This is a genomic window from Shewanella piezotolerans WP3 (genome assembly GCF_000014885.1).
Lineage (GTDB): Bacteria > Pseudomonadota > Gammaproteobacteria > Enterobacterales > Shewanellaceae > Shewanella > Shewanella piezotolerans.
The window spans coordinates 3506550-3530073 of record NC_011566.1 but is presented as its reverse complement, the minus strand read 5'-3'; the positions used below and the strand labels follow the sequence as shown (position 1 = coordinate 3530073).

Annotated in this window: 18 protein-coding genes; 17 read left to right on the top strand and 1 reads right to left on the bottom strand. The window is 43.4% G+C overall.

All coding sequences use genetic code 11. The features are described from left to right. The first annotated feature begins 24 nt into the window (after positions 1–24). The 5 genes from pstA to SWP_RS14980 all read left to right on the top strand — a co-directional run bounded on the left by pstA (position 25) and on the right by SWP_RS14980 (position 7004). Positions 25–1677, top strand: coding sequence for a phosphate ABC transporter permease PstA (gene pstA / locus SWP_RS15000; protein ID WP_020913397.1), 1653 nt, complete (start codon positions 25–27; stop codon positions 1675–1677). A 31-nt stretch (positions 1678–1708) separates the two neighbouring features. Further along, positions 1709–2527 (top strand): phosphate ABC transporter ATP-binding protein PstB, encoded by an 819-nt coding sequence (gene pstB, locus SWP_RS14995; protein WP_020913396.1) that lies wholly within the window; start codon positions 1709–1711, stop codon positions 2525–2527. A 24-nt stretch (positions 2528–2551) separates the two neighbouring features. Beyond that, the gene (phoU, locus tag SWP_RS14990; protein ID WP_020913395.1) at positions 2552–3262 is read left to right on the top strand and encodes a phosphate signaling complex protein PhoU; all 711 of its coding nucleotides are present in this window, start codon (positions 2552–2554) and stop codon (positions 3260–3262) included. Between the two features lie 767 nt (positions 3263–4029). Next, positions 4030–6018, top strand: a complete 1989-nt coding sequence (locus tag SWP_RS14985) for a BCCT family transporter (RefSeq protein WP_020913394.1) — start codon at positions 4030–4032, stop codon at positions 6016–6018. 626 nt (positions 6019–6644) lie between these two features. Beyond that, positions 6645–7004 carry a YajD family HNH nuclease gene (locus tag SWP_RS14980; protein ID WP_020913393.1) on the top strand — a complete coding sequence of 120 codons (360 nt, stop codon included), beginning with the start codon at positions 6645–6647 and terminating at the stop codon, positions 7002–7004. Positions 7005–7063: 59 nt separating this feature from the next. Here SWP_RS14980 and SWP_RS14975 read toward each other — a convergent pair whose 3' ends face one another. Continuing rightward, positions 7064–7309 (bottom strand): DUF1289 domain-containing protein, encoded by a 246-nt coding sequence (locus SWP_RS14975; RefSeq protein ID WP_020913392.1) that lies wholly within the window; start codon positions 7307–7309, stop codon positions 7064–7066. 247 nt (positions 7310–7556) lie between these two features. Between SWP_RS14975 and SWP_RS14970 the strand changes: the two genes are divergently transcribed. From SWP_RS14970 to SWP_RS14915, 12 genes are all read left to right on the top strand, one after another. After that, complete coding sequence (locus SWP_RS14970) at positions 7557–8729, top strand: hypothetical protein (protein ID WP_020913391.1); 1173 nt, start codon at positions 7557–7559, stop codon at positions 8727–8729. Positions 8730–8882: 153 nt separating this feature from the next. Next, complete coding sequence (locus tag SWP_RS14965; RefSeq protein WP_044555970.1) at positions 8883–10127, top strand: methyltransferase; 1245 nt, start codon at positions 8883–8885, stop codon at positions 10125–10127. Positions 10128–10387: 260 nt separating this feature from the next. Further along, on the top strand, positions 10388–11437 hold the full coding sequence (locus SWP_RS14960; RefSeq protein ID WP_020913388.1) for a 3-oxoacyl-ACP synthase III: 1050 nt from the start codon (positions 10388–10390) through the stop codon (positions 11435–11437). Positions 11438–11512: 75 nt separating this feature from the next. Then, a complete protein-coding gene (locus tag SWP_RS14955) occupies positions 11513–12418 on the top strand; it encodes an alpha/beta fold hydrolase (protein WP_020913387.1) in 906 nt (301 codons plus the stop codon). A gap of 6 nt (positions 12419–12424) precedes the next feature. Next, a complete protein-coding gene (gene oleC / locus SWP_RS14950) occupies positions 12425–14134 on the top strand; it encodes an olefin beta-lactone synthetase (protein ID WP_020913386.1) in 1710 nt (569 codons plus the stop codon). A 6-nt stretch (positions 14135–14140) separates the two neighbouring features. Then, positions 14141–15247 carry a 2-alkyl-3-oxoalkanoate reductase gene (oleD, locus tag SWP_RS14945; RefSeq protein WP_020913385.1) on the top strand — a complete coding sequence of 369 codons (1107 nt, stop codon included), beginning with the start codon at positions 14141–14143 and terminating at the stop codon, positions 15245–15247. Between the two features lie 35 nt (positions 15248–15282). Then, a complete protein-coding gene (locus SWP_RS14940; RefSeq protein ID WP_020913384.1) occupies positions 15283–15687 on the top strand; it encodes a GFA family protein in 405 nt (134 codons plus the stop codon). Between the two features lie 345 nt (positions 15688–16032). Further along, complete coding sequence (locus SWP_RS14935; protein WP_020913383.1) at positions 16033–17289, top strand: efflux RND transporter periplasmic adaptor subunit; 1257 nt, start codon at positions 16033–16035, stop codon at positions 17287–17289. Positions 17290–17298: 9 nt separating this feature from the next. Further along, a complete protein-coding gene (locus SWP_RS14930) occupies positions 17299–18015 on the top strand; it encodes an ABC transporter ATP-binding protein (RefSeq protein ID WP_020913382.1) in 717 nt (238 codons plus the stop codon). 47 nt (positions 18016–18062) lie between these two features. Continuing rightward, positions 18063–20552, top strand: a complete 2490-nt coding sequence (locus tag SWP_RS14925; RefSeq protein ID WP_020913381.1) for an ABC transporter permease — start codon at positions 18063–18065, stop codon at positions 20550–20552. Positions 20553–20678: 126 nt separating this feature from the next. Then, a complete protein-coding gene (locus tag SWP_RS14920) occupies positions 20679–22061 on the top strand; it encodes a sigma-54-dependent transcriptional regulator (protein ID WP_020913380.1) in 1383 nt (460 codons plus the stop codon). A gap of 251 nt (positions 22062–22312) precedes the next feature. Continuing rightward, positions 22313–23398 (top strand): sensor histidine kinase, encoded by a 1086-nt coding sequence (locus SWP_RS14915; RefSeq protein WP_228371068.1) that lies wholly within the window; start codon positions 22313–22315, stop codon positions 23396–23398. Positions 23399–23524 lie beyond the last annotated feature (126 nt).

The following is a 23524-nucleotide window of genomic DNA, read 5'->3' as shown; positions in this document are numbered from 1 at the left end:
TTGTCGCCGTAAGAGGTTTAGCAAATGGGTAAGTGGTTTAAGTCTGGCTCTCCGTGGATTTGGATGACCAGTGGCGCTGTCAGCGTGTGTTTAATCGCAGTACTTGGGTTGTTGTTGCTTATTGCATGGCGTGGTTTAAGTTATTTCTGGCCTGCTGATATTTATCAGTGGGAGATAGAAGATCAAAATAATGTGCGCTCTACCATTATCGGTGAAATTTACGATAGAGAAGAGGTACCGGTGGAGCGCTTGCTTTCAGCCGGCCATACCTTTGATGCTGATGTGGGTGATACTGTTACACGTTATTTGATTAAAACGGGTAACCGTGAGTTTGTGAGTTTAGATTTTCGCTGGGTAATGGAGACCGATATTATTTCGCGCTCTAAGCCTAATGATATCGCGGTGATTGAGCGTAGTAAAAATGGCGACTTTTATGGTTACCCAGTTGGGATCATCGAGGATGGCAAACGCTTAACACCTGAGAATATTGAAACGGCTTTTGCCGAACATATTGAGCGCGCTGTGGCGTTAAATGATCGAGCGCTAGCAATTCAAAAAGGCGATATTGGCACCATAAACTATGAACTTGAAAACCTGCGGCTAAAGTCACGTAAATATGAGCTAAATAACGCGCTGACTGAGAGCCGTAAAGCTGACATTGAAACCCAAAGGGCAAAGCTTAACGCGCAGTATCAGATTGTTGAAAAGGAGTTCTTTGCTCTTAAAACCGAAGCAGGTCGTGACTCGGTTATTATTCGAGACATGCGCGGTGAAGAGGTTGTGCTTAAGCTCGATACGATTTTAGATGTCACCTACGCAAACCGCCTCGGCATTTTGGGTAAAGTCGGCCACTGGTTCATCGGTATTGGCAAGTTTGTCAGCGATGATCCACGTGAAGCCAATACTGAAGGTGGGGTGTTCCCCGCTATTTTTGGCACCGTATTTATGGTGATGTTGATGGCGGTAATCGTGACGCCATTTGGCGTTATCGCTGCAATTTATCTGCATGAATATGCTAAGAAGGGGCCTGTCACTAAGATGATCCGTATCGCGGTGATTAACTTAGCGGGTGTACCTTCTATCGTTTACGGTGTATTTGGTTTAGGTTTCTTTGTTTATATGTTTGGTGGCTCGATTGACCAACTGTTTTACCCTGAAGCACTACCTGCGCCAACCTTTGGCTCGCCAGGTGTTATCTGGTCGGCGTTAACACTGGCAATTTTGACCTTGCCAGTGGTGATAGTATCGACTGAAGAGGGCTTGAGCCGTATTCCTAGTTCGGTACGTCAAGGTAGTTTGGCACTGGGGGCGACGAAAGCTGAAACCCTATGGCGAATTATTATTCCAATGGCAAGCCCTGCCATTATGACTGGGTTAATTTTAGCGGTAGCGCGAGCGGCGGGTGAGGTGGCTCCTTTGATGCTGGTTGGCGTGGTAAAGCTGGCGCCAACCCTGCCTATAGATATGAATTTCCCATTTGTGCATTTAGAGCGAAAGTTCATGCACTTAGGTTTCCACATCTATGATGTTGGTTTCCAAAGCCCTAACGTAGAAGCTGCGCGTCCTTTGGTATACGCTACTTCCTTCCTTTTGGTCTCGGTGATCGTGGCGTTAAATTTAACCGCCATTGGTGTACGAAACCACTTACGCGAAAAATATCGTTCGCTTGAGCATTAATTGACGATTATCCTTAGTGATAGGAAACAACATGATTTCAATAGATCAATCGGTAATGAAGACTGACATGCTAGACCTAGAAAACTTAAGCAAAGAAGATACGGCATTAGAGATCCGTGACTTAAACCTTAAATATGGTGATAAACAGGCGCTGTTTGATGTGTCTATGCATATTCCTAAGAAAAAGGTCACCGCCTTTATTGGCCCAAGTGGTTGTGGTAAATCAACGCTACTGCGCTGTATTAACCGCATGAATGACTTAGTTGATAACTGTCATACCAGTGGTGAAATTTTGCTGCATGGTCAGAATATCTACGACAAAAAAGTTGATGTGGCGGCATTGCGTCGTAACGTAGGTATGGTATTCCAGCGCCCAAACCCATTTCCTAAATCGATTTATGAGAATGTGGTTTACGGACTTCGCCTACAAGGGGTTAATAATCGTCGTGATTTAGATGATGCTGCTGAGCGTTCACTGCGTGGCGCAGCCATTTGGGATGAAGTGAAAGACCGACTACATGACAATGCATTTGGTTTATCTGGTGGTCAGCAGCAGCGTTTGGTTATCGCGCGAGCGATTGCGATTGAACCTGAAGTGTTACTGCTCGATGAACCGACATCTGCACTTGATCCTATCTCTACATTAACCATTGAAGAGTTGATCACTGAACTTAAATCTAAGTACACCGTGGTTATCGTGACCCATAACATGCAGCAGGCTGCACGTGTATCGGATCAAACCGCCTTTATGTACATGGGCGAGTTGGTTGAATATGCCGACACCAACACTATTTTTACTACGCCGCGTAAGAAAAAGACCGAAGATTACATCACGGGTCGTTACGGATAAATTGAACTGATAGGGTTTATTGCAATGGAAAACATGAATTTAAATAAACATATCTCTGGTCAGTTTAATGCTGAATTAGATGATATACGCAATCGGGTATTAACCATGGGCGGCTTGGTTGAGCGTCAACTTGAGCAGTCCCTTGATGCGTTAGCGGCACTGGATTCTGAATTGGCGCAAAAAGTGATTGAGGGTGACCACAAAGTTAATGGTATGGAAGTGGCCATTGATGAAGAGTGCACCCGCATTATTGCTAAGCGTCAACCCGCAGCCAGTGATTTGCGTTTGGTGCTGGCTATCTCTAAAACCATTACCGACTTAGAGCGTATTGGCGATGCCTGTGTGAAGATAGCCAAAGCGGCAATGGATAAGCGCTCTAAGAATCAACAACCACTGTTGGTGAGTATTGAGAACATGGGGCGTCATGCGACTCGGACACTGCACTCAACACTTGATGCACTTGCCCGCATGGACGCAGATGTCGCGCTTGAACTGCATAAAGAGGACATTAAGCTTGATCAAGAGTATGAAGGTATTATTCGTCAATTGATGACTTATATGATGGCCGATCCGCGCTCTATCCCTGAAGTGCTAGACGTACTTTGGGCTGCCCGCGCTGTTGAGCGTGTCGGCGATCGTTGTCAGAACATTTGCGAATACATCATCTATTACGTTAAAGGTAAAGATGTACGCCATATCTCTTATGAAGAGATGGAAAAAGACCTCAATTTTTAACCTTGGCGTTTTGCAGACTAGATAGCATCTGACACGAATGACTAAAATATGAGACCGGCGCCACAGATTGATTGTTGCTGCTGGTTTTTTATTCGGAAAAACAGCATTTTGCTGTTTTTTTTGTATTTGAGATCTGGACGAAAACTTCAACTCAGGAAATAATATATTATCGTTGATGAATTTTGTGACCGTTAGTCATCAAAGACAAATTCTATTAAATAGCTGGATCAGGCCGCCTTGGCAGGTCGGGGGTTGAGCTATTCAATGCAATTTGGAATATGTAATACCAATTGTATAAAAGTTTGACCATTCAGCGGGAATTCAAAATGCTGTAGGCAAGTAGTGGGATTTGAGCTAATAGTTTTCCTATATCCAAATCCCATAGCGAAGTCTAAAGCGTATTGCCAATTTGTTTAACCTCAGCCGCACTACGTGAGGCCCACAGGCTTACCACTTCTGCTTTGCATTGGTTTAAAAGGGAATCACCATTTCTTTACCAATGCGTTTTGAATTTAAAAGTCAGAGGGGCTCTGAACTGGTCAAATACTTAATACAATTGGTATAAGTTACCCAATACCTAAACTCACACAGTTTCAGGCAATTGGTTTCATAAGCATTACTTTGGTGAGTACAACTCACGGGCTTAACCACAAAATGATAATCCCGCCAGTGTATTCTTATATTAATCTATAAGCTTCTTACCTCTGGCAGGCCACGTATGCGCCGAGCTAGATAGAGGCGTGTACTTCATTAACTGCGGTAACTGTATGTTGATTAAATCGAGTATTAATCCACCTGTTTTTTTCTCTTCTGTTTTTCTTATTACTGTTATGGTGCTGTTTGGTGCAATTTGGCCAACACAAGCCCAAGAAGTGTTCTCTATTACTAAATCCTGGTTTGAGTTGAAAGCTGGCTGGCTTTACATCTTAGGCGTAGCGATTTTTCTGCTGTTTGTTATTTTCGTTATGGTGTCGCGTTTTGGTGACATTAAACTCGGTCCAGACCATTCTGAACCCGATTACAGCTATAAAAGCTGGATTGCGATGCTGTTTTCTGCGGGAATGGGTATTGGCTTGATGTTCTTTGGTGTTGCTGAACCTGTGATGCATTACCTTGCGCCCCCTGATGCGACACCTGAGACCATTCAAGCGGCTAAAGATGCGATGAAGATTACTTTCTTCCATTGGGGCATACACGCTTGGGCTATTTACGCGGTCGTTGCATTAAGCTTGGCGTATTTTTCTTATCGTCACAAGTTGCCACTGCTACCACGCAGTGCGCTTTATCCATTAATTGGTGAGCGTATTTATGGCCCAATTGGTCATGCTGTCGACACCTTTGCGGTATTAGGCACCATGTTCGGTGTTGCGACTTCTCTTGGCTTTGGTGTTTTGCAGGTTAACTCTGGCCTTAACTATTTGTTAGGTGTGCCGGTCAATGCATACGTGCAAGTTGGCTTGATTGTGGGGATCTCGATTATCGCGACCTTGTCGGTATTTTCTGGACTAGACAAAGGGGTTAAACGCTTAAGTGAGCTTAACTTAGGCCTGGCGGTGCTGCTGTTAATTGTTATCATGCTATTAGGCCCAACAGTTGAACTGCTGCAGTCGTTTGTGCAGAACACTGGTGGTTACCTAAGCGATATTGTTGGTAAGACATTCAATCTTTACGCCTACGAGCAGAAGAACGATTGGATCGGTGGCTGGACTTTGCTTTATTGGGGCTGGTGGATCTCATGGTCACCATTTGTTGGTACTTTTATCGCCAGAGTTTCACGTGGCCGTACAATCCGTGAATTCTTAATCGGTGTGTTATTTGTGCCTTCGGCATTTACTTTCTTGTGGATGACGGTGTTCGGGAATACGGCAATCGACGCCATTATGAATCAGGGGGCGACTTATCTTGCCGATGCGGTGTCATCTGATGTATCGGTGGCGTTGTTTGTGTTCTTTGAACATATGCCGTTCTCAACGCTTTTATCGACCATAGCGTTATGCCTAGTAGTGACCTTTTTTGTAACTTCATCAGATTCTGGCTCATTGGTTATTGATAACTTAACCTCCGGTGGTGATCATAATGCGCCTGTTTGGCAACGTATTTTTTGGGCGTTGCTTCAAGGTGTCGTCGCATCAGTGCTGTTACTTGCTGGTGGCTTACAAGCGTTGCAAACAGCTGCTGTGGCTAGTGCCTTACCGTTCTTGATTGTCATGTTACTAATGTGCTTTGGACTTTTTAAGGCACTGCAAGATGATTGGCTGAAAATCAGCAGTGTACAGTCACATAACACCAGTGTGCAGTTCACTAAAACCAATGTCAGTTGGGAAGATCATATTGACGTTCTTGTGTCGCACCCGAGTGAAGATGAAGCGCTCGGCTTTTTAGATAACGTCGCTAAACCTGCGCTGAATAAAGCCTGTGAAGCCTTTAATAGCAAAGGCGTCTCGGCGGAGTTATTGAATTTTGAAAACAGAATTCGATTCATCATTGCTAATGAAGAACACAACGATTTTGTTTATGGCCTGCGGATCCGTGCATTTAGTATTACCAACCCGATTGAAAGTGAGGTTGCTGAAGTTGCTGAGGGTGGATCGGAGTATTACCGTGTCGAAGTGTTCTTAGAACACGGTGGGCAACACTACGATGTAATGGGCTTTACTCAGGAACAGGTGTTAGCAGACGTTGTGACTCAATACGAAAAGTACCTACACTATCTGCATCTTTCTAGCTCTGAATATTTGGGCGAAGAGATAAAGTAAGGTTGCTTTTATTCATATCATTCCTCGATACAACTGTGTCGAGGAATGTTTGTACCATGAAAGATAAGCAGTAGATTTGAAGCATCTACTATTTATACCAATTATATTAAAAGTTTGACCATTCAGCGGGAATTCAAAACGCTGTAGGCAAGTAGCGGGATTTGAGCTAATAGTTATTCTCGGCTCTGGCATCCTGCTTCGCTCTCGATAATTGCTCCTGCATTATTCTACCTTCGACCATCCTTGGTCTCGTACCTCCTAAATCTGACCGCCAAGGAGGGTCGGAATGTCTTATTTTGTATGGAACAAAATAGACCATTTAGTCGTATATCCAAATCCCATAGCGAAGCATACAGCGTTTGCCAATTTGTTTAACCTCAGCCGCACTACGTGAGCCCCTCAGTCTTTCCACTTTTGCTTTGCATTGGCTTAAAAGGGAATAACCATTTCTTTACCGATGCGCTTTGAATTGAAAAGACTGAGGGGTTCCGAACTGGCCAAATACTTAATGCAATTGGTATTACAGCGATGTCAGCTGACAAGCGCATTTGCAGAAGCTTGGGTATAGATGACTTTCAGTGTTAGAATTCAGCCCATAAGTGTTAATTCAAGATGAGATAAAGTGAATGCCTGCACCAGGACAAAGTAAGTTAGATAAAGTACTGGCCGAAGCTCGAGAGTATAAGGCTAAACGTGAAACGGGTTACCGAGAGCAAGCGCTTAAGCTTTATCCTTGGGTTTGTGGTCGCTGTACTCGCGAGTTTAATAATGCGAACTTGCGAGAATTGACAGTGCATCATCGTGATCATAACCATGATAACAACCCATCGGACGGCTCGAACTGGGAATTGTTATGTTTGTACTGCCATGACAACGAACATTCAAAGTTTGAAGAGTTGATTCAGTATGGTGCAACGACAGAAGCCAAGGTGGATGCGGCAACCTATAATCCATTCGCTGATTTGAAAAGTATGCTTAAGAAATAATCGACTTTATTGAAGAGTCATACATTATAGAAAAAGCCGCATACTGCGGCTTTTTTGTTTTATGTGGAGCTGTTGTCAGCGTCGGCTATTCTAGCTTCTGCTTCTAACCACTTTGCTCTACTTAAAATGGCGCTATTTTCACCATCGATCATGTCAGCTTTGCGCTGCTCGAGCTTAGTCCAAATTTGAGCTTTTTGGTCCTCACTGGCGCTCCCCCAACCGACTATTTCGTCAATGTGGCGGTAGCAGCCCATACAGTAATCATCTTCATTTAGCCCACAACGAGCTACGCAGGGTGATTGCATTTTATTGTGCACCTGTTCGAATTTGCGTCGAAGTGTAAGTTAGCTAGAATTGAGTTACAAGCAATGTGCTTGTATCTATGCTTTAAAAGGGAATGGTTACCCAGGCTCTAATTAGCCGTAGCGTGCTTACGCAAAATGTATGGACGCTTAACTTTACAACTAGTGCTTAATCTTAACCAGTGCTAGAATCCGCGGAAATTAAACTTTAGATATAAGATTCAGTATGTTGCAGTGTTTTGGAGGCTTTATGAGAGCGATGTATCGCTTTTGCTTTGTCAGTGTTGTTGGCGTGTTAGTGGCTGGCTGTTCGTTGTTAGAGATAAAGCTTGAGAGCGGTATTGAGCCATTGCCAAAAGATCAGCTAAACATGCGCGTGTTTAGCCGGGATTTTAGTACGGTGTTTTACAGCCAAGTGGAAAGTGCGGCTGACATGATAGAGCGAAATAGCGATAGTATCCCAATCAAATCTAACACTTTAATGTGGAAAATTAATGCTGAGCAAAACTTGCAACATACCATCTTTCAAGCATCACCGACCGCTGCGATGGTTGATACATGGGTATTCACCGAACAGATGGCGCAGTTCTTTGAAGCGGGGGCAGGCAAAAATGTATTTGGTGAGCAGCAACAAGCTGCGATTGATGTCAGTAATAGTTTGAGAGATCAGTTTGAACGAACAATTAAAAACTTTGGTGCCAGCAATTTTAAAAAGAATCAAGCATTCGTAAAGCAGTATGTGGCCAAGTATCCGATTAAAGATATGTCGTTTACTCGTCAATCGGCCTTCACCGACTGGCTTGAATATAATGAGATCAATGAGTTTGATGCGGTAACCACGTTTGGCACTGTGCCTGAGGTGATGAGTGATATCTCTGACAGAATGGCAATGATCGCCGAGCAGATGCCAAAAATACTTGGTTGGAAAGCGGAGTTGTATGCCCTGCACTCCAATATCAACGCAGAAGAGGTACAAGCAACCTTGATGAGTATCAGTAATACTTCGGCTAAGTTTCAGCAGTTGATGGCTCAAAGCCCTGAAATGATGCAAGCGCTGGCAGTCGATCTACGCCGAGAGCTTGCACCATTGCTTGAGCAGCTAAGTGAGACCACTGACGATAAACTCAGCCAACTCTCTGTTGAGCGACAAGCATTAGAATTGATGGTTAGAAATGAGCGTGTTGCTTTAGAAGCCATGGTTGCCAGAGAAAGGGCTGCGGCGGCTGTTGATTTAGAAGCAATCTCGGAGCAAACCGTTAAAGTGGTATTTGAAGAGCTCACCAAAACGTTAAAAAGCTTAATCCTCTATTTTGTCCTGTTCTTGCTGGTGGTATTTTTTGCACCACTAGGACTCGGAGTGTGGTTGGGTAAGCGCATGCAAATTAGAAGCAGTGAGAAGCAGGCTATAAAATCTAACACCTAGCTGTGATAAACTAGCGGCAATAATCGTAAGGAGACACTGACAGTGTCTCCTTTTATCCTCTTTGCTACTTCTATTTGCCAGCAAGTATTGAAGTGGTGAATATTGAAGTTGTCTGTATTACACTTTTCAGCGTTGAATTAACCGTTATTGAATATGCCGCAAAAAAATAGCCATACATCCACCTTTGTCGCTCAATTGAAGCAACTTGATCGCTTACTCTGTGCCAGTCGCCCACTGTGGCAGAATCGCAGTTTTGAGTGTAAACAGTTACCTTGGGCGGAGACATTTCCCGCTCTTGCTGAAACGGTGTGGCAGTTAGCTGACATTGAACTCGATGAAATTGATGCTTGTCAGTCACGTCTTAGTGAGTTGCTGTTGCCATCATTACGTAAGGATTTATTGGCGAAAGGTAACGATTGGGACTTAAATTTACTGTTGCCGAGCTCGCTTACAACAGCTACCGCCATAGAACCCTTGCTTGATTTTGATGATATGGCTCATTTCAGTGCACATATTAAAGGCCGAAAATGGCAGCAGATAGCCGCATTTTCGGCGAAGATACCCGAAAGTAATCTACCTGTGCTTGAATGGTGCGCAGGTAAAGGTCATCTAGGTCGCTTGATTGCTAAGTTAAATCAGCGCAGTGTGACCAGTTTAGAATGGCAGCAGAATTTATGTGATGCCGGCCAGCAGTTCGCCGATAAATGGCAGCTGCCACAGCACTTTATTTGCGCTGATGCGTTTGATGCGCAACAACAGCAGCTTAAAAAAGAACAACTTGCAGTGGCGTTACATGCGTGTGGCGACCTGCATGTCACTTTGCTTAAACATGCTAAACAAGCTGGGACTAAGCAGTTGGTGATATCACCATGTTGCTACCATCTTATTAAGGCTAAGTCTTATCAGCCACTGTCTAACGCCGCTAAAGAAAGTGAGCTTTTATTGAGCCGTGCCGATCTGCAGCTGCCACTGCAGCAAAGCACGATAGCGAGCGAGAAACACAAGCAATACCGCTTACAAGAAATTGCGTGGCGATTAGCTTTTGATTCATTACAGCGAGAAATGCGCCACGTTGATGAATACCTGCCTGTCCCAGCGATAAAGCTGAGTCAGCTGAACGGCTCTTTTGAGGCTTTTTGTCGATGGGCAGCAACGAGCAAGCAAGTGGTGTTAAATGAGCCGATAGATTGGGCACATTACCAAGCGTTGGGATATGAGCGACAGCGACTAACTCGGCGAATAGATATAGTGGCACACCTGTTCAGAGCGGTACTCGAAAAGTGGTTGTTACTTGACCGCGTTTGCTATCTTGAAGAGAGTGGCTACCGAGTTGAGTTGAGTGAATTTTGTGCAAACAGTGTTAGCCCACGAAATGCGCTAATTAGTGCATTTAAATAGAAAAACGGTAGATTTGTAATTTAATAAGTGCGTAACAATTTGTTTATTAAGTTGTAATTAAGTCTGCTGTGATTGAATTAGGTGTGAAAGTAGTGCCATTTTTATAGAAAAGCCGATGATATAGCGTATTAAAAGGTCTCTGATATGAGGTTTTTTATTGAATCATCGGCTTTTTCTTGCTCAAATGGCTGGTTAATAATAAATAATTATCTATGTTGGTTGATATTTAGCCAATGCAGTGAGCGATTAAATTAAGTTTCATGAAATATTCCCGCGTTTTTATCAATAGCATGGCCTACGAATTAGCGCCTGAAGTGGTTTCGACTTCAGAGCTTGAATCTCGTTTAGCGCCGTTATACAAAAAGTTTCGTATTCCGATGGGGCAACTTGCTACATTGACAGGGATCCATGAAAGACGCTGGTGGCCAAAAGGGCATCGACTGTCTGATGGAGCTTTGGCGGCAGCGCATAAGGCAATTAATGAAACTGATGTTCAGATCAGCGATTTAGGTGCTGTGGTGTACACCGGCGTTTGTCGTGATCAACATGAACCCGCAACCGCATGTCGTATAGCCGCTGAACTGGGCGTTTCCAAAGACACAGCCATTTACGATATCAGTAATGCTTGTCTAGGTGTGCTGTCGGGTATTCTTGACATTGCTAACCGTATCGAGCTGGGGCAGATCAAAGCGGGGCTCGTGGTCTCATGTGAATCTGCGCGTCATATTGTTGATATCACTATCGACAAAATGTTGGCTGAGCCAACCATGCAGAATTTTGCTCAGTCGCTGGCCACACTAACTGGTGGTTCAGGCGCTGTCGCCGTTTTACTGACCGATGGTAGCTTGGGTTTAAAAGGCGCTCGTCAACATCAGTTGTTAGGTGCAAGTCATTTGTCTGCACCGCAGCATTACGATTTATGTCAGTGGGGTCTTGAAGAAGCTGGACCACAACTATACCGCGAATTTATGCGTACCAATGGCGTAGCACTGCTTAAAGAAGGTGTCGAACTTGCACGTCATACCTGGACGCACTTCTTAGATCAGCGCGACTGGTTGGTAGAGCAAGTCGATAAGGTGATTTGTCATCAAGTGGGCTCATCGAATCGTCGCAATGTACTTGAAGCGCTCAATATTCCAGAAGAGAAAGAGTTTCCTACCTATAAACTACTGGGCAATATGGGCACGGTCTCTTTACCTGTTACCGCTGCGATGGCACACGATCAAGGCTTCTTGAAAAGTGGCGACCAAGTGAGTTTCTTAGGTATAGGCAGTGGCTTAAATTGCATGATGTTAGGGCTAAAGTGGTAAATAAACACACTAGCAGTTAAACACTGCTAGCAAGCCCTACATAGAAAAGCTCAGTAAAGAATTATAGGAAGCGTCATGTTAGACACTCTGCACCCATTTAAACGTAATTATTTAGATAGAAACGGCAATAAACTTCAATATGTGAATGAAGGCTCTGGTGATCCAGTCGTCATGGTTCACGGTAACCCAAGTTGGTCGTTCTACTACCGAAACCTCATTAGCGCGTTGAGCGATAAGCATCAATGTATCGTCCCTGACCACATTGGTTGTGGATTATCTGATAAGCCAGATGATAGTGGCTATGATTATACTCTTAAGAGTCGTATTGACGATCTTGAAGCGCTGCTTGAGCATCTTGAGGTTAAAAACAATATCACGCTAGTAGTTCACGACTGGGGTGGCATGATTGGTATGGGCTATGCAGCTCGTTATCCTGAACGCATCAAGCGTTTAGTGATTTTAAACACTGGCGCGTTCCACCTGCCAGAATCTAAGCCTTTTCCATGGGCGCTATCAATTTGCCGTAATACTTTACTCGGAACTTGCTTAGTGCGTGGTTTTAACGCTTTCTCATCAGCTGCATCCTATGTCGGCGTTAAGCGTAAGCCTATGCATAAAGATATTCGCGAGGCCTATGTTGCGCCTTTCAATTCGTGGGCGAATCGTATTTCAACTTTACGCTTCGTGCAGGACATCCCCTTAAAGCCGGGCGATCGTAACTACGAGATGGTGTCCGATATTGCTGCAAGTTTAGATAAGTTTGCCAAGGTGCCAACCGTTATCTGTTGGGGTCTACAAGACTTTGTATTTGATAAGCATTTTCTCGATGAGTGGAAACAGAGGATGCCTCATGCAAAGGTGCATGAATTTGCAGACTGTGGTCATTACATTTTAGAAGATGCATCTGATGAAGTGATTGCGCATGTCAAAACCTTTATTGATGAAAATAGCATTGAAGCTGTCCAAGACTCGGTGGCTTAAAAATCGATGAACAAATCGCTTGAGAGCCATCAGGTAGGGGCTAACCTTTGTCGTCACCTGGTTAATGCTGCTAACAATATTCCCGACTTTCTTGCGGTTGCCGTGCAGCACTCAAATGGCCAGTCAGTTACGGATTTAAGCTATGAAGAGATGGACTTTCAAACGCTTAATACCCAAAGTGACCGTATAGCGGCAGCGCTTATTCAGTTTGGGCTAAAGCCCGATATGAAAGCGGTGTTGATGGTTACACCGAGTGTCGACTTTTTCTGTTTAACTTTTGCGTTATTTAAAGCGGGTATCATCCCGATCTTGGTTGATCCTGGCATGGGGGTAAAAAACCTCAAACAGTGTTTTATTGAAGCAAAACCAGATGTTTTTATTGGTATCCCTAAAGCCCATGTTGCTAGGCGTTTATTTGGCTGGGCAAAAGGTAGCGTTAAACACTTAATCACTGTTGGTGGTGGTGGTGCGCTTGCTAGCGCACTAACCGGCGCAGTTCGACTTGAGCATATTGTCAGCCAAGTTGCTGAAGATAAACCGTTTGAAATGCAATGGCTCGCAGAAGATGCAATGGCCGCAATATTGTTTACCAGTGGCAGCACTGGTACCCCTAAAGGGGTTGTCTACTCTCATAAAATGTTTGAGGCGCAAATTAGCGCACTTAAACATGATTACACCATTAAACCGGGTGAGCGTGATTTAGCTACCTTTCCACTGTTTTCTCTATTTGGCCCAGCCCTTGGTATGGCCTCTATCGTCCCTGATATGGATGCCAGTAAGCCGATAACAGCCAATCCCAATTTTATCTTTGCTGCAATTGATAAGTATCAATGCAGTAACATGTTTGTCAATCCTGCATTGATAGAGCGCTTAGGGCAAGCAGGCTGCGAAACTCAACACAAATTGAGCAGTATTAAACGGGTAATCTCTGCGGGGGCGCCAGCAACTATTTCATCAATTAAACGCTTTAGTCAGATGCTCAATAGCGACGTTGAAGTGCTTAACTCTTATGGCGCGACCGAATCGCTACCGTTAAGTAAAATCGGCAGCAAGGCGCTATTTAAGACTACGGATGTTACTGACAATGGTGGTGGGATCTGTGTCGGCAATGCCATTAATGGGGTCGATATTTCGATTATAGATATCGATGAAAACCCGATTGACGATTGGCAAGAGGGGCTTAAACTTGCGGCTAATCAAATTGGTGAAATAGTCGTAAAGGGCCCAATGGTGAGCCGTGCATATTATCAACGAGACAGTGCCACTCAGGCCGCCAAAATCATCGATGGCGATGATGTTCGTCACCGTATGGGCGATCTAGGCTATCTAGACGACAATGGATTGTTATGGATGTGTGGCCGTAAGGCACACCGAGTTGATGCAACAACCGCTGGTGACAACAGACTGCGTTACTACTCTATCCCAACTGAGCGTATTTTTAATACACACCCTGATATTAAACGCAGTGCGCTAGTGGGGGTTACTGTTGCTGGTAAAGTCACACCGTTAGTTTGTATTGAACTCAATCAGTCTTTGGCATGTGCAAACTCAGCGGTACTTTATGCTGAGCTTAGACAACTGGCTGAGCAACATAGCTACACTCAAGGGATAGAACGTTTCCTTATCCATGCTGAATTTCCAGTTGATATTCGCCATAACGCCAAAATATTCAGAGAGAAACTGGCCGTTTGGGCCCAGAAACAGATCAAGGAATAGTTGATTGTGTCTGACTATAACGCAAATACTCCCGTGCTAGGTGATTTTGCTCAAGCCGAGCAAGTAGCACTCACAAATTTAAAACAGTACGCATCCCATGCATTTGTGACTGGCGCGGGTGGCTTTTTAGGTAAAGCCATTTGTGAGCGTTTGTTGGCTGTCGGCATTAAAGTGACAGGCTTTGCCCGTGGTGATTATCCGCAGCTCTCTGCGATGGGAGTGACGATGGTCAAGGGCGACCTAGCTGATGAGTCGGCTGCAATGGCTGCGATGCATAGTTGTGACATTGTATTTCATGTTGCCTCTAAAGCCGGAGTTTGGGGCAGTAAACAAAGCTATTACTCACCCAATGTTGATGGGGCCCAGTACATCATTAACGCTTGTAAAAAATCGAATATCAGTAAGCTTATCTATACTAGTACCCCAAGTGTGACCTTTGCAGGCATTGATGAAAATGGCTGTGATGAGTCTGCCCCCTATGCTGATAAGTACCTCAATTTTTACGGTGAATCTAAAGCCGTTGCCGAAAAGATGATGATAAATGCCAACGGCGATGTCACGATAGCTGGTGATAAATTGCAGACGGTTTCATTAAGGCCGCACCTTATTTGGGGGCCAGGTGATCCGCATCTAGTACCTCGAGTACTTGAACGTGCCAAAGCGGGGCGCTTAAAGCTTGTGGGCAAGCAAGATAAACTCGTCGATACCATCTATGTCGGCAATGCTGCCTTTGCGCATGTTTTAGCGGCGGAGCGCTTGTGTCAGGCTAGTTTTGTGGGCGTACAAGCTCAGTGTGCGGGTAAAGCCTATTACTTGAGTAATGATGAACCCATTACTATGGCAGCCATGTTAAATAAAATACTCGATTGCAAAGACCTACCAGCAGTGAGTAAGCGAGTACCAACTTCGGTTGCTTATGGGGTGGGCGTACTGCTTGAATCTATATATCGCTTATTGGGGAAGACAGAAGAGCCTATAATGACCCGCTTTGTCGCAAGACAACTTTCAACCAGTCATTATTTTGATATCGGTGCTGCTAAGGCTGATTTAGGCTACAGCGCGATTGTTAGTATTGATGAGGGTATGCAGCGACTTAAAAAGTCGTTAGCTTAGAGTCTCATTCAAGTCGCAACTCAAGGAGAAGAGTTATGCAAACTGCCAGCTGTAATTGTGGCCAATTATCCCTATCTGTCAGCGGTGAACCCATTCGAGTTTCCGTGTGTCACTGTAATGCCTGCCAAAAACGTACTGGCAGTGCTTTTGGTGTGCAAGCCCGTTACCCATTAAAACAAGTCACTTTTACTGGTGTCAGCCATCACTATCAACGTGTGGGTGATGATGGCGCGACGATCACTTTTAAGTTTTGCCCGCATTGTGGCGGGAACCTGTGGTTTACGATGGATGTTATGCCAGACGTGGTTGCTATTCCCTTAGGCAATTTTGCCGATGATGCTGTGCATAAATCTCAGCTTGCAGCGCCTAGTGTGGTGGTTTATCAAGACCGGTGCCATGATTGGGTAAAGCTTGAAGGAATTGATGAAGTTTATGATTAAGCTGAACTCACATGGGTAACAAAACCTGCAACTTTAGTTGTTAATATCACCTCGCCTGCGCCAAACGTGTGTGGGCATTTACTTCTGCATGACTACACCATCAACAGTTTAGCCTCCTTATTGTAACCCGTTAATTTGACCTCGTTAAGTTCTTTGCGTAGCACAGATTCAGTGATGGCTAATGTCTCGAATTCGGGATTTTGCTCGCTAGAGTGTGTATCGATATCGAAATAGTGTCGACCTATTCAGTAATTAGTCTAATGTAAGTTACTGATAAATAGCTGATAAAAATATTGGCCTAAAAAATGCTATGACTGATAGAAACATGAGTTATATAGGCATGATATGGATATTGTAAGAACAAAAAAACAGCAGTTATTTAAAAGTCGCTCAAACTGGTTAATTTTAGTTGCAACCTGCTTATCGCTTGTCATCGGTTTAATCGTAAATCGCAGTGATGCGTCTTTTAGGGTTAACGAGGGCAGTATTCTTGCAGATCGGGTTCAACGTGGTGACATGGAAATTAATATTCGGGGTAGTGGAGTGCTAGTACCTGAAGACATCCGTTGGATTGCCACTGATACGGCCGGCAGAGTAGAGCGTATTTATGCGAAAGCTGGAGCTGTGGTGCAACAAGGAGATCTATTACTAGAACTTAGTAATCCGTTACTTGTTCAGCAATTAGAAGAGGATAAGTCGGAACTTGAAGCACTTACAGCTCAAACTAAGGCTGAAATCGTCGCTATGGAATCCGCTTTATTGGATTTAGAAGCAGCTGTGGTTAATGAAAAACTCAATTTGGAAAGAGCTATGTTAACACTAAAGGCACATAACAAACTCTTAGAGCAGGGAGTTAATATTGTTTCTAAAATCGCCCTCGCAGAAATCAAAATTGATGTAGAGCAGTCGAAAAAGCGTTGGCAGTTGGAGCAGAGAAGGTTAGCTAAACGACAACAAAACTTAGAGGCGCAAAAAGTGGCTTTACAAGCACGATTAAAGAGAATGCATCGGGTAGTTCAAAGATCACAAGTACAAGTGGACAATCTTAATGTGAGGGCGACCATGGATAGTGTTGTGCAGGAGATGTCGATTCAAATGGGTCAACAAGTAAACGTAGGTGCAACCTTAGCCAAGTTGGCGAGAAATGATCGTTATATTGCGGAGTTACAGATCCCTGAAAAGCAGATCAAGGATGTTGTCCTAGGGCAGAAAGTGACTATAGATACGCGCAGTAACCAAATCACTGGAATTGTGAATCGTATCGATCTTGCGGTAATAAACAGCAGTGTAAAAGTAGATGTCACTCTGACTGGAAAGCTTCCAGCGGAAGCAAGGCCTGATCTAACCGTTGATGGTGTGATAGAGGTTGCTCATATTGCAGATGCTCTATACGTTAAACGACCCATTTTCGTGAAGAGTCATGCGCAGCAAGACATTTATCTTGTGGATGAAACTGGGAATTTCGCATTGAAGAAAAAGGTCAAGTTTGGCCTTGTATCCGCCCGCTACGCCCAGATAGAAGCTGGTCTCAAGCAGGGCGAAACCATCATAGTTTCAGACGCTTCGTCTTGGAAAGAACATAGCAAAGTTTTAATTAATTAGGTGATGAAAATGGATAAGAAACATATGGTAAAACTAGAAGGGATCTGTAAATCGTTTTTAACTGATGAGGTCGAAACACTTGCCTTAAGCCATATTGACTTGACGATAAAGAAGGGCGAGTTCCTTGCTATCACAGGCCCTTCTGGCTGCGGTAAATCAACGTTATTATCACTTATCGGCCTGCTAGATACTTCATCAAAAGGTCGTTATCAGCTCGCTGGACATGATGTTTCTGACTTAACTCGAGATCAGCGAGCGCTGATTAGGAATAAGGAAATCGGATTTGTTTTTCAATCATTTAATTTGATAAGTGATCTGACAGTCGCTGAAAATGTACAGTTGCCTTTAAGTTATCGAGGCGATCTAAATCAGCTTCAGATAGATGCTAAGGTCAGAGAAGCTTTAGAAAAGGTGGATATGCTTCATCGGGCTAAACATTTTCCTTCGCAACTCTCTGGTGGGCAGCAGCAACGTGTGGCTGTTGCTCGTGCAATAGCGGGAGAACCAGCGGTTATTCTGGCCGATGAACCGACCGGGAATCTAGATTCCAAGAATGCGAAAGCAGTTATGGCTATATTGGATCAATTACATGATGAAGGAGCGACAATCTGTATGGTGACTCATGACCCACGTTCCGCCGAAAGAGCTCAGCGCATTATTGAAGTTTACGATGGCAAAATTGTCTCAGATCAGCAGACTATGCCGCTTTCTGCAATCGCTATATAAATGGCGATTTAACAGCTAGATAGAAATCGAAACGTTAAGGAAGCGCTATGTCATTTAGACTCGATTTTAAATATGCCGTCAGGCTACTGCTAAAGAAACCGATATTTACAATAACCTCTGTATTAATTGTGGCAATAGGATTAGCCCTGACTTTATACACCTACACACTGTTAGAAAACCTAGTGTTTAAACCGCTACGTCTTAATGGTGAGCAGCCAATTATCTCAATTGAAGCACGGTTTGATGAATCTCATTCGTATCGTCGTGGTGTCGATCCTTTAGACTTTCAGTTACTCAGGGAATCAACTAAGTCATTGGAAGCATTTGGTATTTACCAGCAAGGGACTACGTTGATTGGGGGGATGGACCTGAGTACTAATACTCAAAAATATAATGCTGCATTGACCGAATGGAATATATTTGAGTTCGCAGGTGTACAGCCGATTATTGGGCGTGGATTTGCACCGGACGATCATTTTGAAGGGGCGGAAGCCGTTACTGTTATAAGTGAAAAGGTGTGGCGGGAGTACTTTAATAGAGATCAAAACATTGTAGGTAGTATCATCCGAGTTGATGCATTGCCTACTCGTGTTATAGGAGTTATGCCAATAGGCTTTTCATTTCCAAGCAACGCACAGGTATGGTTGCCACAGCCTCATATTAATGTGGCGCCAACACAGCGTTCAAGAACGAGTCTTTATGCATATGCGCGTGTGAAACAAGGTATTGATCTAAGCGAATTTAACCAAGAACTATCAGCCTTGGATCAGCATATCATCGACGGCTTGCCTGATGATATGTCGTGGCGACTGGGAAGTGATGGTGGTTATCTACGGGCATTACCATTTAAACAAGCTAATACGGATATTACTCAATATTACAATGTATTCATATCAATGTTAGTGGTGGTTTTTCTTATTCTACTGTTAGCCTGTATCAATATAGGGAATCTACTTCTTGGTCGAGTCAATGAACGATTCAAAGAGATTGCTATTAGAGTGGCTCTAGGTGTACCAAGACTACGCCTGTTATTACAGATGCTCATGGAAAGCGTGATCATTTGTATTTTGGGCGCGGTATTAGCAGTCGGGATCGTGCAGGGCGCTATGTTATTAACTAATGATTTCTTGCTCAATATGTACGCGATTAATGGGGAGAAACCGTTCTGGTGGAACCTGTCGTTGTCCAATGAAGGTTTAATACTATTGGTTTTGTCGACACTGGTCGTTATTGGAATAACTGGGGCAATTCCAGCATGGCGTGCGCTATCTTGTGATTTTAATTCAGTGCTGAGAGACGGCACTCGCGGTGCGTTGGGTCGATTTGCGGGTAAAATGACTCAAATGTTAGTCATCACTGAAATATTGCTTTCCTGTGTGGTACTTGTGATAGCGACTATCTTGCTATCAAGTAGTTATTCGGCTAGTAGCGCTGACTATGGTGTAGAGACACAAAAACGTTTGACTGCTCATCTTGAATTGCCGCTTGAAAGTTACCCAGAAAGACAAGGCTTTGAAAGTGAAGACCGGCAAAAACGCACCGCCTTTTATTACAATTTGAAAGCACGCTTAGAGCAATTACCTAACGTAGAAGCGATCTCTTTTATGAGTCAGCTTCCTGGCACTGGTGCTGGAACTAGCTTCTATGAAATCCAAGGTAAAGAAGCACTAATTTATAATGAGAATCCTAGGGCTAACACCGAAAGTGTATCTCGTGATGCATGGCGCGCGGTGGGCATGAAACTTATAGAAGGCCGTGATTTTGACCAACGTGATCTTGAAACTGCGATGGGCAATGTGATCGTAAATGAATCCATCGCAGCAGATTTTTTCCCTGATGGAAATGCCGTAGGTAGCCGGATCCGCAGAGTATGGTCATCGGGACATCGTGACTGGCAGACGATTGTAGGGGTGGTCTCTGACAGCTACCACGGTTCTACAATGGATACTGCGAGTGCACGATATACTCTTTACCGTCCAATCGATAGTGATGGTCGAACTCAAATGGCGTTAGCCATGCATTACTCTGGAAGTGAGTCACTTGCGATAAAGTCGTTGCTAGATGTAGCACGTCAAATTGACGCCAATGTCGGTGTTTATCACATACAAAGCTATAAACGTCTGATAAACCAGCCTATGTTATTAGTCTCTGCAGTGAGTCAAATTTTTCTATTCTGTGGGCTAGTGGCGGTATTTTTGGCTGCTAGCGGGATATATGCAGTCGCTGCAAATAGTGTTATCCAGAAAACTCAGGAAATTGGCGTGCGTAAGGCATTAGGTGCAACAGATCGTAAGGTGTTAAAGCTATTTATGGATAAAGCGATAATGCAGTTGGTAGTTGGATTGGCGATAGGGGCTAGTGTTGCATTATGGATCACTCACTTGATGGAAGACGCGATGCTATTAGACACTCAGAGTTACTTATTTGGGTTTGTTGGGGTGCCATTACTTATTGCTATTATCGTTATACTCGCGACGTTCTTCCCCACCAGAAAAGCGGTGCTAATGGAAGCTAGTGAAGCGCTCTATCATAATTAACTTTAATCAGTTCAATAAAGTAGATAACATTGGTTTGTTATTGGGTTAGGTTTATCTCTAGTAAGGAGGAGCCTAACTTAATACGATAAAGTGGTATTTATATAAGATGGAGCTAACTTAAGTGCAATGAAGCATTCTATTGTTATTGCCGATGATGACACACATGTTATTGCGGCTTTAAAATTATTGTTACGGTCTGAAGGTTATGATATTCAAGCTGTCACTTCACCCCAAGGTTTACTCGATGCCATAAAGCAGAGAGAATTTTCACTTGCTTTAATTGACATGAATTATCAACAAGATACCACTTCAGGTTTTGAAGGTTTGGCGCTGATTAAAGCTGTAAAAGCAGTTGATAACTCGTTGCCGGTTGTTGTCATGACTGGTTATGCTGGTGTTGATATTGCCGTGCAAGCAATGTTGCAAGGTGCCGATGATTTTGTGCAGAAGCCTTGGGACAACGATCGTTTACTAAGAGTACTGTTGACGCAGATCCGTCTGGCTGAAAGTGAAAAGAAAGGCGGTCAATTAATTGAGCAAAACAACTTATTAATGCAAGAGGTATCCTCTGCTAATTCGGCCATTATTGCGGAGTCTGCAGAGATGAGCCTGGTTATGTCTCAATTAGAAAAGCTCGCTGCCAGTGACATGAATATTTTGCTTACCGGCGATAATGGCACTGGAAAAAGTATGCTTGCAGAGCATGTACATGCTTATTCATCGAGAAACCAATGCGCCTTTATTGCGGTTAACATGGGGGCGATTAGTGAAAGTTTGTTTGAAACTGAGATGTTTGGTCATGTTAAAGGCGCATTTACCGACGCAAAAAGTACTCGGATTGGGCGTTTTGAGCTTGCTCAATCTGGTACGCTTTTTCTTGATGAAATTGGCAATATTCCATTGTCGCAGCAAGGAAAGCTACTGCGGGTACTAGAATCACATTCATTCGAAAAAGTCGGCAGCTCCAAAACACAGCAAGCCAATGTACGCATCATTTCAGCCACCAATGCCCCACTGGATGAATTGATAACAGAAGGTCGTTTTCGGCAAGATTTACTGTACCGCTTAAACACGGTTGAAATACGTGTACCAGCATTAAAAGAAAGAGTAGCGGATATTATGCCATTGGCTCATTACTTCTTGATAAAGTTCGGTAAAAAATATCATTTAGAATCTTTAGGTTTTGATGAGAAAGCGACGGCAGCATTGATGAGTTATCATTGGCCGGGCAATATCCGGGAGCTGAGCCATATGGTTGAACGTGCGATATTTTTGCGCCAAGCAGAACTCATAAGCATTGAAGATCTGGGGTTAGCAGATCATGTATCGTCAAATACCGCTTGTCAGTTTGATTTTGAAAGTGCGACTTTAGATGAAATAGAGAAACATATAATTAGTCAACGGCTTCACAAGCATGATCATAAGCCCCAAGAAACATCAACCTCTTTAGGTCTAAGCCGTAGTTCATATTACCGACGCCTCGAAAAGTATCACTTTAAAGTAGTATGACTTACCAAATACGACGTACCTCATTAGAAAGTAAGGTTTTTATTTTAACATTAACAGCTGGGCTTGTGCCTAGTTGCTGGTTAACACTTATTTTATATCGTAGCGAACACGCTAATATATTCGATTTATTATTACTGCTTTTTGTGGTGGTTATCGTGTTCGTCCTTGCTTTATATTTACGCCGTCGTTTGGTGTATCAACTTGCTACTTCAACGAACATTTTGGAAGCCCTTACGAGTGGGGACTACTCGATGCGGGTACGAGAGTTGACTCATAGTGGTGTATTTAGTGAGTTTAATCGTGTACTTAACCTGCTCGCTGAGATGATGGCACAGCAAAACATTGTCAGTCGAGAGAAACATATTTTACTGCACAAGGTCATCTCTCAAATAGACGTAGCCATAATTGCTGCAGATGAGCATCATAATATAACTTTAGTAAACCCTGCAGCACAGAGGCTATTTGGTTATCCATGTTTTGATATGGAGGGCTGGCCTCTGAAAAAGCTCGGTATTATTCCATCTACCTTGCCCAGCAGCGGTAAGGTGTTGGAATTTGAGCTCAAGCCTTTTGAAAAAAAACAATCAAAAAAGCGAGTGTTGCTGCATAAAGATGAATATTTTGAAAATGGACTCAAGCAGCAACTTATTTTCATCACGGATATACAAAACTTATTGAGAGAAGAGGAACGCTTAGCGTGGCAAAAATTACTTAGAGTATTAAGCCATGAAATCAACAACTCTTTAGCACCTATAACATCGATTAGCGATACTTTGCTCCGTCAAATGAGTCGTGACACTGACTGCAAACATGACGGCGACTTGAAAGACGGCTTAGGGGTTATTAAAGAGAGGGCGGATTCACTCAATGTGTTTATTAACAGTTATCAACAGCTATCAAGGATCCCGGCAGCGGAAAAGCAACAGATTGATCTGGCTATTTTAGTTCCCTCGATCGCAAGTTTATTTAAGGATGTCAAAATTCAGCTGATTAGCGAATTATTAGTGGTTTATGCTGACCAAATTCAATTAGAACAAGTATTGGTTAATTTGATTAAAAATGCCCAAGAATCTATGTGTAACAAAGAGCAAGGGATAATTAGCATTAGCTGGCGTCGAGTAGATGATAAGGCGATTATTGAAATTTCAGATCAAGGATGTGGTATTAGTAATATGGACAACCTGTTTGTGCCATTCTACACAACTAAAGCGAAGGGCAGTGGTATCGGTTTGGTCTTATGTCGGCAATTACTGATGAATAATGGTGGTGATTTGAACATAAGAAACAACTCAAACGGTACGGGGGCTCTGGTGAGTGTTTTACTGCCAGTTGTTTAGTTATCAGTTTGATGTAAGAGCAAAAAATATCTTAGGAGTTAACCGGTTGATTGGCTTTTAGCTGAGTACTAGCTTTGCTAAGATATTAAATTAATTTGATATCTCTATACATTGTCACTATTGAGC

Excerpts from the sequence above, each read along its gene's own strand:
- pstA (WP_020913397.1), top strand. The coding sequence starts at position 25 with ATGGGTAAGTGGTTTAAGTCTGGCTCTCCGTGGATTTGGATGACCAGT.
- pstB (WP_020913396.1), top strand. The coding sequence starts at position 1,709 with ATGATTTCAATAGATCAATCGGTAATGAAGACTGACATGCTAGACCTA.
- phoU (WP_020913395.1), top strand. The coding sequence starts at position 2,552 with ATGGAAAACATGAATTTAAATAAACATATCTCTGGTCAGTTTAATGCT.
- SWP_RS14985 (WP_020913394.1), top strand. The coding sequence starts at position 4,030 with ATGTTGATTAAATCGAGTATTAATCCACCTGTTTTTTTCTCTTCTGTT.
- SWP_RS14980 (WP_020913393.1), top strand. The coding sequence starts at position 6,645 with ATGCCTGCACCAGGACAAAGTAAGTTAGATAAAGTACTGGCCGAAGCT.
- SWP_RS14975 (WP_020913392.1), bottom strand. The coding sequence starts at position 7,309 with ATGCAATCACCCTGCGTAGCTCGTTGTGGGCTAAATGAAGATGATTAC.
- SWP_RS14970 (WP_020913391.1), top strand. The coding sequence starts at position 7,557 with ATGAGAGCGATGTATCGCTTTTGCTTTGTCAGTGTTGTTGGCGTGTTA.
- SWP_RS14965 (WP_044555970.1), top strand. The coding sequence starts at position 8,883 with ATGCCGCAAAAAAATAGCCATACATCCACCTTTGTCGCTCAATTGAAG.
- SWP_RS14960 (WP_020913388.1), top strand. The coding sequence starts at position 10,388 with ATGAAATATTCCCGCGTTTTTATCAATAGCATGGCCTACGAATTAGCG.
- SWP_RS14955 (WP_020913387.1), top strand. The coding sequence starts at position 11,513 with ATGTTAGACACTCTGCACCCATTTAAACGTAATTATTTAGATAGAAAC.
- oleC (WP_020913386.1), top strand. The coding sequence starts at position 12,425 with ATGAACAAATCGCTTGAGAGCCATCAGGTAGGGGCTAACCTTTGTCGT.
- SWP_RS14940 (WP_020913384.1), top strand. The coding sequence starts at position 15,283 with ATGCAAACTGCCAGCTGTAATTGTGGCCAATTATCCCTATCTGTCAGC.
- SWP_RS14935 (WP_020913383.1), top strand. The coding sequence starts at position 16,033 with ATGGATATTGTAAGAACAAAAAAACAGCAGTTATTTAAAAGTCGCTCA.
- SWP_RS14930 (WP_020913382.1), top strand. The coding sequence starts at position 17,299 with ATGGATAAGAAACATATGGTAAAACTAGAAGGGATCTGTAAATCGTTT.
- SWP_RS14925 (WP_020913381.1), top strand. The coding sequence starts at position 18,063 with ATGTCATTTAGACTCGATTTTAAATATGCCGTCAGGCTACTGCTAAAG.
- SWP_RS14920 (WP_020913380.1), top strand. The coding sequence starts at position 20,679 with ATGAAGCATTCTATTGTTATTGCCGATGATGACACACATGTTATTGCG.
- SWP_RS14915 (WP_228371068.1), top strand. The coding sequence starts at position 22,313 with ATGCGGGTACGAGAGTTGACTCATAGTGGTGTATTTAGTGAGTTTAAT.